At 69.9% G+C, this 11,554-nt stretch carries 8 protein-coding genes; 4 read left to right on the top strand and 4 right to left on the bottom strand.

Translation table 11 applies throughout. The features are described 5' to 3' along the window. Positions 1 to 11: 11 nt before the first annotated feature. Both SGFS_RS25485 and SGFS_RS25480 read right to left on the bottom strand, forming a co-directional pair. Positions 12 to 1,256, bottom strand: a complete 1,245-nt coding sequence (locus tag SGFS_RS25485) for a sugar ABC transporter substrate-binding protein (protein WP_286253715.1) — start codon at positions 1,254 to 1,256, stop codon at positions 12 to 14. A 216-nt stretch (positions 1,257 to 1,472) separates the two neighbouring features. Then, entirely contained in the window at positions 1,473 to 2,528 is a 1,056-nt protein-coding gene (locus SGFS_RS25480; protein ID WP_286253714.1) for a LacI family DNA-binding transcriptional regulator, read from the bottom strand. A gap of 646 nt (positions 2,529 to 3,174) precedes the next feature. Here SGFS_RS25480 and SGFS_RS25475 point away from each other — a divergent pair. The 4 genes from SGFS_RS25475 (at position 3,175) to SGFS_RS25460 (ending at position 8,854) form a co-directional block, all read left to right on the top strand. Further along, positions 3,175 to 5,838 carry a cellulosome protein gene (locus SGFS_RS25475; RefSeq protein WP_286253713.1) on the top strand — a complete coding sequence of 888 codons (2,664 nt, stop codon included), beginning with the start codon at positions 3,175 to 3,177 and terminating at the stop codon, positions 5,836 to 5,838. A gap of 258 nt (positions 5,839 to 6,096) precedes the next feature. Then, entirely contained in the window at positions 6,097 to 7,164 is a 1,068-nt protein-coding gene (locus SGFS_RS25470) for an ABC transporter ATP-binding protein (RefSeq protein ID WP_286253710.1), read from the top strand. 3 nt (positions 7,165 to 7,167) lie between these two features. Further along, the gene (locus tag SGFS_RS25465) at positions 7,168 to 8,010 is read left to right on the top strand and encodes an ABC transporter permease (RefSeq protein WP_286253708.1); all 843 of its coding nucleotides are present in this window, start codon (positions 7,168 to 7,170) and stop codon (positions 8,008 to 8,010) included. A gap of 43 nt (positions 8,011 to 8,053) precedes the next feature. Next, positions 8,054 to 8,854, top strand: a complete 801-nt coding sequence (locus SGFS_RS25460; protein ID WP_286260056.1) for an ABC transporter permease — start codon at positions 8,054 to 8,056, stop codon at positions 8,852 to 8,854. A 65-nt stretch (positions 8,855 to 8,919) separates the two neighbouring features. Here SGFS_RS25460 and SGFS_RS25455 read toward each other — a convergent pair whose 3' ends face one another. Together SGFS_RS25455 and SGFS_RS25450 are read right to left on the bottom strand one after the other, a co-directional pair. Further along, a complete protein-coding gene (locus SGFS_RS25455) occupies positions 8,920 to 9,669 on the bottom strand; it encodes a TetR/AcrR family transcriptional regulator (protein ID WP_286253707.1) in 750 nt (249 codons plus the stop codon). A 219-nt stretch (positions 9,670 to 9,888) separates the two neighbouring features. Beyond that, positions 9,889 to 11,535, bottom strand: a complete 1,647-nt coding sequence (locus SGFS_RS25450; RefSeq protein WP_286253706.1) for an IclR family transcriptional regulator domain-containing protein — start codon at positions 11,533 to 11,535, stop codon at positions 9,889 to 9,891. Positions 11,536 to 11,554: the final 19 nt, after the last annotated feature.

The raw sequence follows: 11,554 nt of genomic DNA, 5'->3' as shown, positions 1-11,554 counted from the left end.
CGGAGTCCTGGTCACTTGATGGCGGACTGTGCCGAGCCGAGCGCGTCCTTCGGCGACGCCGACCCGCTGAGGGCGGACTGGACGGCCTTCCACAACTGCTCGGAGATCTTCGGGTAGTTGGTGCCCAGGTCGTCGCTGGTGCGTCCCTTGGCCGCCCTGACGGCATGGACCCAGGGCTCCAGCTCGGCGTTCGCGGCCACCTGCTTGTCCTGCACTTCGTTGGTGGGCGCGACGTAGGAGAGGGTGGTGTCGGTGGCGAGGAGGTTGTCGGCGCTGGTCAGGCAGGTCACGAGCTTCTGGGAGGTGGCGTAGCGGCCGGTGTCGCCCTGGACCGGGACGGTGACGAACTCGCCCCCGGTGGGGGCCGCGGCGTTGCCTCCCGAGACGCCGGGGATGGGGATGACCCCGTAGTCGAAGCCCGCCTTCTCGGCGTTGGCGAGCTGCCAGGTGCCGTTCTCGGCGAAGGCGTAGTCGCCGCTCGCGAACTCCTGCCAGCTGGTCGTCTGGGTGTTGTTGATGACCGAGTTGGGGGCGTAGCCCTTGTCCAGCCACTTCTTCCACAGCGACAGCGCGGAGACCGCCTCGGGCGAGTCGACGTCGGTGAGCCGCGCTCCCGAGCCCCAGAACCACGGCAGGAACTGGAAGCTGCCCTCCTCCGTACCGATCGCCGAGAACGTGATGCCCTTCTTGCCGGCCTTCTCGACCTTCGCCAGCGCCGCCGTCAGAGACTTCCAGTCCTTCACCGAGGCGATGTCCACACCGGCCTCCTTGAGCACCTCCTTGTTGTAGTAGAGGGCGAGGGTGTTGGCGCCGATCGGAGTGCCGTACGTCTTCCCGTCCGACTGGCCGGCCCCGAGCAGGTTGGCATCCACCGTCGAGGTGTCGAGCTTGTTGTCATCGGTCGTGGTCAGCACGCCCGCCTCCGCCAGGGTGGACACCACCGGGTTGTCGACGATGAGGACGTCCGCGGAGTTGTCCTGCTGCGCCGCCAGCAGCGCCTTGTTCGTCAGGTCACTGGTGTCGAACGCGGTCCGCTTGATCTTCACCCCGGCCTTGGTGCCGCAGCCGTCCAGCAGCTTCGCCCACGCCGAGCCCTTGTCGAACTGCGGGTACGGGTCCCAGATCGTGTACGTGCCGCCGTCCGCGGCCTTCGTGGAGGTGCCGCCCGAGCCGGAGGAGCAGGCGGTGGCACTGGCGGTGACGGCGACGACGGTCAGGGCTGCGGCGGTGAGACGCCGTCCGGCAGATCTGTTCATGGCGTGTTCCTCATGGTTTTTGGCACAGGTGTGCCCTGGGATCGGCACAGGTGTGCCCGGGGAGGGGTGATCGGGGGCTACTGGGCTCGCCGAACCCGGGCGGCGAGTTGCTCGGCCGGCCGGTGCGGGGTTACGGAGAGTGAAGGGGAGAGTGAAGGGGAGAGGGAAGGGAGGAGGGAAGGGGCGAGGGCGCGGGGTGAGGGTGCGGGGTGACGGTCAGGGGTGCTTGGGGGCGCCGAGGTCCGGAGCGGGGTCGGCGGGCCTGGTGCCGGTGGGCGCGGTGCTCGCCCGCAACGAGATCGGCGGCGCGAGCAGGTGGTGCCGGGCCGGTGTGTCGGGGTGGTCGAGCCGCTCGACCAGCAGGTCGACGGCGAGGCGGCCCATCTGCTCCGCCGGTACGTCCGCCGCGGTGAGCTGCGGCGTCACCGTCTCCGCCCACCGGCTGGCCACCACTCCGGTGACGGAGAAGTCGCGCGGGACGTGGCGGCCGGCCTGGGCCAGCCCCCGGTAGAGGCCGCCGAGCGCGGCCTCGTTCAGGGTGACCAGGGCCGTGGTGGCGGGGTCGTCGTGCAGGATCCGCTCCAGGCAGGCGAGGCCCGAGGCGGCGTCGTCCCCGCAGCAGTACGTCCGGACGGTGAGCCCACGTTCCGCCGCCGCCTTGGTGAACCCGTCCAGGCCCCGGTGGGCGGACTCGTACCCGGCCCGCAGGAGCTGCTCGGGCCGGTTGACGAAGGCCACCCGACGGTGGCCCAGGTCCGCCAGATGGTGCACACAGGCCGCCGCCAGCGCCGTGTGGTCCAGGCCCACCCACCAGCTGCCCTCCGGGTGGGCGGTGCGGCCGATGGCGACGGAGGGGAAGTCCACCGCGGTGAGGTGGTCGATCCGGTCGTCCCGCAGCCGGATCTCCATCAGGATCGCGCCGTCGACCCGCCGCTCACCCAGCAGCCGCTGGAACGAACGGTCGCTGTCCACACCGCTCGGAGAGAGCAGTACGTCGTAGTCGTAGGCCGCGGCGGCCTCGGTGACGCTGCCGATGAAGTCCAGCTGCATGCCGGTGTAGTGGTTCCCGGCCGGCGGGAAGACCAGACCGATGGTGTTGGTCCGGCCGTTGGCAAGGGCCCGCGCACTCGCGTTGGGCTGGTAGCCCAGCTCGTCGATGACCCGCTGGATCTTCTGCCGGGTGTCCTCGGACACCGGGCGCTTCCCGCTCAGGGCGTACGACACGGTGCTCCGCGAGACACCGGCCCGCTTGGCAATCTCACCGATGTTCACGGGCACTCCTTGCTGAGAGCGGTCGAATCGGTTCGATGATTCCAGAGAACGAGATCGGACGGAACGCGATCGTCGAACCGGTTCGCGTGAAGTGAAGGTAGGAGCAACCCGGACGGGTGTCAACGCCTCGTGCCGAATTTCTCGTAACGGGCCGGAAACGTCAGTCGTGGACGTGCGATGCCTGCCGCGACCTGCTCTTTGCCTGACTCTCCAGCAGGTCAAAGGCCAGATGCGACGGGTCGGAAGCACCCTGATCCCCTCCGGGGCGACTGTCCGTGTGCGGCCGGCGGGATCCGTGTCGAGGGTATTGCTGGCCGGTTTCCTCGGTGCTAGCTTCCTCGAACCGGTTCGATGAGTATCGAGGGGTCGGGGCCATGACCGCTATCGAGGCGTCACCCAGACATCGGAGCGTCGCCGCAGCCCTTACCCCCTGTGCAGCCGCCGCCCGAAGCTCCCCCTCCGGGCGGCGGCTGCCACCGAGTGACCGTCGCCCTCGTACGTGGCGGCGGGTGCCTCGCTGATTCGGCACACCACGGACCACCACGGGCCACCACGGACCGGCCCCGTACGTGCGGAACGCATCGGATCCAGCGTCCGAGAAGCCACGGAATCCACGGAGACCTCAGTGCGACAAGGAAAAAGAACGATGGCAGTCGGCACCGCGGTGGCGGCCGTCGTCACCACCATGCTCGCCGTACCGTCCGCCGGCATGGCCCGGGCGGCGGAACCGGAACGGCTCGTCATCGATCTCGCCACTGACACCGGTGCCTTCCACGGGGGTGCCAGCGGCTCGTTGTACGGGGTCTACGGCGACGGAGCGCCGAGCCGCAACCTCATCGAGGGGATGCATCTGCGCACGGTGTCCACCAAAGCGCAGGACGGTCCGCAGCACCCCGGCGCGGACGCGCTGGAGATCCTGCCGCCGTTCGTGGACTCCGGCGGCAAGGACGTCTACATCTACATGACCGACATCTACCGGGGCTTCCCCTACGAGTGGCCCGGCGCGGACGGTCCCGCGAAGCTCGCCGACTTCAAGGAGAAGATCAAGAAGCAGGTCCGGCAGGTCCTGACCACGGGCGACTACAAGGACCACGTCGTCTACGTCCCCTTCAACGAACCCGAAGGGAACATGTTCGGAACCGGCGACTGGAGTTACAACAGGACCTCCTGGCTCGACGACCCGAAGGACTTCTTCGCGGCGTGGAAGGAGACCTACCGGCTCATCAAGAGCCTGGACCCGGACGCCCGGATCGCGGGCCCGAACACCTCCCTCCTCTTCGACCAGGTCAAGGGCTTCCTGCAGTACGCCAAGGCCAACGACGTCGTCCCGGACGTGATGACCTGGCACGAGCTGTCCAGCCCCGCCGCGGTCCGCACGAGCGTGGCCAAGTACCGGCAGTGGGAGCGCGAGGTCGGGATCGATCCGCTGCCGATCAACGTCAACGAGTACGGCCACAACTACCACCTGTCCGTGCCCGGCCAGGTCGTCCAGTGGGTCTCCGCCATCGAGGAGTCGAAGATCGACGCCGACCTGGCGTACTGGAACATCGACGGCAACCTCAACGACTCCGCCGTCGACGCCAACAAGGGCAACGGCCAGTGGTGGCTGTTCAACGCGTACGGGCAGATGTCCGGGCACACGGTGAAGGTGACCGCTCCCCATCCGAACCAGCAGTACACGCTCCAGGGCGTGGCCACGCTCGACGACGAGAAGAAGCAGTCCCGGGCCCTCTTCGGCGGCAAGAGCGGCGACGCGAACGTCGTCTTCGAGAACATCGACCCGAAGCTGTTCGGGAAAACAGTGCACGCCACCGTGCAGGAGATCCCGTGGACCGGACAGGTCGGCGACTCGGCCCAGCCCCTGCGGCTGGCCGAGCAGGAGGTCGCGGTCGGCTCGGACGGCACGGTGACGCTGCCGATGACGGGCATGAACGCCATGTCCGCGTACCAGGTCATCCTCTCCCCGGGCGGAAACGGCGGGAAGCCGGCCACACCCTCGACGAGCTGGCGCACGACGTACGAGGCGGAGAACGCCACCTACACCGGCAGCGGCTACTCCAAGAACGGGCCTGAGGGCAGGCCCTCCGACGTCGGCAAGTTCGCGACGTCCGGCGACTACAACGTCGGCGGTCTGCGCACCGGCTCCGACGGGGTGCTCGCCTTCGACGTGGACGTCCCGAAGGACGGCACGTACGACCTGAGCGTCTTCGCCAACTCCTACAACCTGTACGACCTGGTGAAGGAACAGGGCCCCACCAACGTCTTCCTGCGCGTCGACGGCAAGGACCCGCAGGAACTGCGGCTGCCGCTCGGCTACAAGTGGGTGGTCTGGGGCCACACCGACACCACCGTGAAGCTGACCGCCGGCAAGCACCGGATCACGCTCTCCGCGAAGGACACGGACCTGGGCGTCACCAAGGGCGACGCGATCATCGACAAGATCGACCTGGCCCTGCGCGACGAGCACGTGACCCAGCCGGCGATCTACGAGGCCGAGTACGCCACCCTCACCGGAGCCCGGCCCGGCTACACCTACCCCGGCGCTTCGGGCCCGGGCGCGGTGGCCCTGTCCAAGCGCGCTTCCGCGACCTTCTGGGTCTACTCACCCGCCGACGGCGAGTCGACGGTGTCCGTCGACCACCTAGGCGGTGGCAAGGCGGGCCTGTCGCTCAACGGTGAGGAGCTCGACCTTCCCAAGATCGGAAGCGGTGGGCCGGGTACGGACACGGTCAAGATGTTCCTGTCCGCCGGCATCAACAAGATCACCGTCACCGGCGCCTCCCGCGAGCTGGTGCTCGACCGGCTGCGGGTGTCGCCGTCGAAGGGCACTCTGGTGCCCACCGTGTACCAGGCCGAGGACGGCACACTCTCCGGAGCGGCCAGAACGACCGACCAGTACACCTTCGCCACGAACGGGAAGTCCGTCACGGACATCGGCAACGGCACCGCCAACGCCCTCACGATCGACGTGGTGGCTGCCAGGTCCGGGCGGCACGCGGTCACGATCCGCTACTCCAACGCCGAACAGGCACCGGCCACCCACTACAACCCCGACCCGATCGCCCGCCACGCCGACCTCTCGGTGAACGGCGGCCCGGCCCGCAGGGTGTTGTTCCCGACGACCTTCCACTTCAACGACTTCCGGGATCTGACCGTCCCCCTCACGCTGAAGAAGGGCACGAACCGGATCACCTTCACGGCGGAGGAACTGCCGGACTTCGACGGCGACACCTACAACCGGTACGACCAGCGATCCCCGTACGCACCGGTGATCGACCGGATCGCCGTCACACCGCTGACGAAGGGTTAGTACTCGGCATGCGCGGGGGAACACCAGGCGCCGATCCGGAAACCCCGGTCGGCGCTTGGTGTCCCACGGTCTGCCGGCCGATCTTCCTCGCGGGTTCGCATGTCCGGTCTCCGGGGCGTTCGCATGCCCGGTCTCCGGGGCTTCAAATGCTTGGCCTTCCCGCAGGGGCAAGCCCTAGCATTGCGGCCGCATACCGGATGACGTTCGGGATTTCGAACCGAAGCGCCGGCTGCATACGAGAGCGGGGGGTGAAGCCAATTGTCTGCCGTGATCGAGGCGCGCGGGCTGTCCAAGGTGTTTCACACGACCGTGCGCGGGGCGGGGTTCGCCGGTGCGATGCGGTCGCTCATCAGTCCGGAGCGGGTGGCCAAGGCCGCGGTGCAGGACGTGACATTCAGTGTGGGCGGCGGGCAGTTGCTCGCTTTGCTCGGGCCCAACGGGGCCGGCAAGTCCACCACCATCAAGATGCTCACCGGGATTCTCAGGCCCACGTCCGGTGAGGCGGTCGTCGCCGGCGTCGTTCCCCATCGGGACCGTGAGCGCAACGCCCGTAACATCGGGGCCGTCTTCGGGCAGCGGACGCAGTTGTGGTGGGATCTGCCCGCTCGGGAGTCGTTCGCCATTCTCCGGGACATCTACGGGGTTCCGGAGCAGCGGTTCCGGGCCCGGATGGACGAGTTCGACGGGCTCCTCGAACTCTCCGAGTTCTGGGACACCCGCGTCCGGCATCTGTCCCTCGGCCAGCGCGTGCGGTGCGATCTGGCCGCCTCGCTCCTGCACGATCCTCCCGTCGTCTTTCTCGACGAGCCCACCATCGGCATGGACGTCGTGGTCAAGGAGCAGGTACGGCGGTTCCTGCGGCACCAGGTCGAGGAGCGCGACCGTACCGTCCTGCTCACCACGCACGACATGACCGAGGTCGCCCGGCTCGCCGAGCGCGTCGTGCTCATCAACCACGGGCGGATCGTGCTCGACGGGCCGCTGGAGGAGATACGGCGGCGGTTCGCAAGCGGCACGTGGCAGGTTCGGGTCACGCTCGCCGATCCGGGCGACGCCGAGCATGGCGTCGATCCCGCGGTGCTGCCCGGGTTCGAAGGAATCGCCTTGGTGCGGCAGGAAGGGCCCCGCCTCGTCTTCGGGCCCGACGGGCCGAACGCGCCCACCGTCCACGAGGCGCTCAAGGCGATCATCGCGCGCTTCCAGGTCGCCGACCTCGCCCTGGAGGAGAACGACCTCGAGGACGTCATGCGCGCCGCCTACCTCAGCGAGTTGCCCGCGCAGGACGATCGGGGCGTCGTCGACGCCGCCTCCCAGGGGCGTGGCTGAGCCATGGCCACAGCCACCGCCACCTCTGCCGAAGGCACCGGCACCCGCGTCTCGCGCGCCCTGCGCATCGCCTGGATCACCCCCCGCGGCGAGCTGCTCGCGCCGCCCCGGATGACCGCCACCGCCGTACGGCTGTTCGTGCAGGTGTGTCTCGTCGTCTATCTCTGGCGCGGGCTGTACGCGAACACCAGCAGCAGCGCGGGGCTGGACGAGACCCAGGCCGTCACCTACGCCGTACTGGCCGTACTGGCCTCCCGGATCCGGGGGCTGGACCGCCAGGCGGGGCGCGACATGGTGATCCAGCATCTGCACTTCGGCACGATCGTCTACTGGTACCTACGGCCGATGCGGCCGCGCCGGTACTACGCCCTGCGCGCCCTCGGCGACCAGCTGTACGGCTTCGGCTGGGTCCTCGCCGGATACGTGCTGTCGCTCGCCGTGGGAGTGGTCGCGCCGCCCGGGTCGGTCGCGGTCGCGGGCGTCTTCGCGCTCAGCCTGCTGCTCGGTCAACTCGTCCTGTACTACGTGATGATGCTCGTCGACCTGCTCTGCTTCTGGACGCTGCGCAACGAGGCCGCCCTGCTCATCATCGTGTTCGCGCAGAACCTGCTGTCCGGCGTGTACGCGCCGCTGTGGTACTTCCCCGACTGGTTCATCACCCTCAGCACGTATCTGCCGTTCCAGTCGACGCTCGGCGTACCGCTCTCCATCTACATCGGACGGATCGACATCGGTGACGCCTTCGCGCAGATGGGCATCCAGGCGGTCTGGATCGTGCTGCTCGCCGCGCTGACCCGCCGGCTGTGGGACCGGGCCGGCCGACGCGTCGTGGCGCAGGGAGGCTGAGGAGAACGTGAGTACCGACACGAGTACGCCGTCGCAAGGAGCCATGCACGCCTGGCGGGTCGTCTGGCGCGTCACCAAGCTCAACTTCCGGGCCCGGCTGGAATATCGGGGCGAGTTCCTGATGAACGTCGCGATCGGAGCCATCTGGCAGGTCTCGATCATCGTTTTCGCCTCGGTGCTGCTCACCCGGTTCCCGGGGCTCGGCGGCTGGTCCAGCTCCGACGTGCTGCTCATCGCGAGCATGCGGATGCTCGCGCACGGCCTGTACGTGCTCTTCCTGGGCCGGATCCAGTACATGACCGTCCTCGTCCAGGAGGGGGTCGTCGATCCCTGTCTGATCCGTCCGATGCCGGTGTACCGGCAGGTCCAGCTGACGTTCTTCCCGGTCAACGCCATCGGTGACCTGGTCGTCGCGGTCGGTCTGTTCGTCGCCGCGATCCAGCGGAGCACGCACGACTGGACGGCCGGGCGGATCACGTACGTGGTGGCGGGAGTGATCGGCGGGATGCTGGTCGAGGCCGCGATGTTCACGGCCCTGGCCGCCGCCGCGTTCCACTTCCCGGCCACCTCGTACTGGGCCCAGTGGCTGGAGGAGCTGATGGGGACCTTCGGCAGCTACCCGCTCAGCATCCTGCCGAAGATCGCCTCCGGTGTGTTCACCTTCGTGGTGCCGCTCGCCTTCATCGCCTACTTCCCGGCCGGGGTACTGACCGGGCACGGCGGCACCATGGGCGTCCCGGAGGCGCTCGCCGCGGCCTCGCCGTTCATCGGCCTGGCCGCCTTCGTGCTGTCACGGCTGCTGTGGAACTGGAGCCTGAGCCGCTATACGGGCGTCAACGGGTGAGCGGGCGGGGGGAGTCGGAGTCGCGGCCCTGAACCGGGTCGTGCCCCCGGCTCACGAGGCCGCCGTCACCTGAGGCGCGTCTCCAGCCCGTCCAGCACCCGCTCCAGCCCGTACTGGAACCCCTCGTCCCGGGCCGTCCGGGGATCCGCCCCGCGCTGGTCGGCGTAGCCCTCGCGGAGCAGCGGATAGTCCTGGGCGGCCTCCTCGGCGGCCGGCCACAGGCGTTCGACCGCGGTCCGCTCGTCCTGGCCGCTGCGGGCGAGGACGTTGAGCCAGGCGGCCTCGCTGGTGGCCATGCCGGTGACGTACGCGACGAGCGTGGAGAGCGCCCGGTCGGCCTCGCCGACCGGGAAACCGGCGCCGGTCAGCAGGCGCAGCATGGCCTCGGAGATCCGCATCCAGTTCGGGCCGAGGTACGACATGCCCAGCTCGCCGAGGACGGAGGCGAGCCAGGGATGGCGCAGGATCGTCGCGCGCAGGCTGTGGGCGAGGCGGGCCGTGTCGGTACGCCAGTTCGCCGGGCCGGGGGAGTCGGGGACCTCGATCTCGCCGTAGATCTCGTCCACGGCCAGCTCGATCAGTTCGTCCTTGTTGGTCACGTGGCGGTAGAGCGAGGTGGCGCCGGCGCCCAGGCGGCCGCCGAGCTTGCGCATGCTGAGCGCGTCGATGCCCTCCTCGTCGAGCAGGCGCAGGGCCTCGGCCACGATCTGCTCCCGGCTCAACGCGGGCTGCTCCCGCCCGGTCCGGGGCCGGGTCCACACCGACGGGAACACCTCCCGCTGCTTGGCCTTCGCGGCCGGCTTCTCGGCTGGCATCGCCGGGTCCTCTCCTGTGGGCGGCTGCTGACGATCACCGTAGCGCACGGTATTCGCGGGGTGCGTACGGGTGAGGGGTTCAGCGTACGGTGTTCGCGCGTGTGGGGTTTCGTCGGCGGGTTCGTTCGGCGGGTGCGGGTGCGGGTGCGGGTGCGGGTGCGTCGTGGTTGCTCGCGCAGTTCCCCGCGGCCCTGAGGGGGTGCGGCCCCAACAGGGCTGTTACGCGTCCGCCACCCTTCTGAACCTTCCCGCCACCCTCAGCTCCGCCTCCACGCGGGCCACCGTCGCGCGCAGTTCCGGCAGGACCTCCGTCACGCACTCCTCGACCGTGCGCCGGCTGCTGTGCATCGCCACGTTGACGGCGGCCACGGTGCGGCCGGAGCCGTCCCGTACGGGGACGGCGATCGAGCGGAGCCCCTCCTCCAGTTCGCCGTCGACCAGGGCGTACCCCTCGGCCCGTACGCGCTCCAGGACGCCCACCAGTTCCCCGCGGTCCGTGATCGTGTGCGGGGTCAGCGCGGGCCGGGCCTCCGGGAGGCGGGCCTCCGGGAGGAGGTGCGCCAGCATCACGCGGCCCAGCGACGTCGCGTACGCCGGCAGCCGCGTACCGACCGTGATGTTGACGCTCATGATGCGGCTGGTGGCGACCCGGGCGGTGTACTGGATCTCGTCCCCGGTGAGGACCGCCAGCGACGCCGAGTCCTGGACCCGGGTGGAGAGTTCGGTCAGGTGCGGGGTGGCGATCCGGGGCAGCGGCAGCATCGACAGGGGCGGGAAGCCCAGGGCCAGTACGCGAGGTGTCAGGCTGAACGTCCGGTCGTGCGAGGCGACGTACCCCAGGTGTTCCAGTGTGATCAGGGCCCGGCGGGCCGTCGCCCGGGGGAGCCCGGTGGCCTGGGCGACCTCGGTGAGGGTGAGGTCGGCGCGGCCCTCGTCGAAGGAGGTGACCACCGTCAGTCCCCGGGCGAGGGACTCGATGAACTCCCGGCCCAGTTCCTGCTTGGAGGCCCCGGTCCAGGCGGCCAGACCGGAGGGCGCGCCGGATGCCGCGGCCGGTCCGGTCGCGCGCAGCCGCTGTTCCATCTCCGCCACCGCCGCCCGCAGCCGGGGCAGCAGCGCCGAGCGCAGGGAGTCGACGGTGTGCCTGCTGGTATGGCTCACCACGCTCGCCACGCACGCGACCCGGCCGTCGCGCGGGTCGCGTACCGGCACCGACACCGCCACCAGCCCCGGCTCGATCAACTCGTCGTCCAGCGCCCACCCTTGCGCCCGCGCCTCCTCCGTGCGGGCCTCGAACCCGTCGTACGCCCCGGCGCGCGGCGGTACGGCCGGGAAGCCGTGCCCCTCGGGGTCGGCCGTGCGCCTCTCCCGCCAGCGGGCCCACTGCGCCGGTCCCCACTCGGCGGCGAACAGCGGTCCCGGCGCGGTGCGTTCGGCGGGGAGCAGGTCGCCGATGCGGAAGCTGAGGGACATCGCGCGGCGACGGGTCGCCTGGTGGATGAAGCGGATGCCGTCCTGGTCGCCGACCGCGAGCGAGACCGACTCGTCCAGCTCGTCGGCGAGGGCGTCGGCGTACGCGTCGAGGAGGCGGGGGAGACGGATCGCGGCGAGGTAGGCGTTGCCCAGCTCCATCAGGCGGGGGGCGAGGGACGCGTCCCGGCCGTCCAGCCGTACGTAGCCCATCCGGGCCAGCGTCGCCGTGATCCGGTCGACGGTCGAGCGGGCGAGCCCGGTGGCCTTCTCCAGGCCGCTCAGGCTCAGCGTCCCGTCCGCCTCGGTGAGCCGCCGCAGCACGGTGATGCCCCGTACGAGGGGGGCGACGGCCTCGGGGGGCGCGGAGGCCTGGCGGGTGGCGTTCGGGAGCATGGGGTCACGGTAATCGGTC

The organism is Streptomyces graminofaciens (assembly GCF_030294945.1).
In the GTDB taxonomy this organism is placed as follows: Bacteria; Actinomycetota; Actinomycetes; order Streptomycetales; family Streptomycetaceae; genus Streptomyces; species Streptomyces graminofaciens.
Note: the sequence above shows the minus strand (reverse complement) of the source record. Positions and strands in the feature narration are given on the sequence as shown.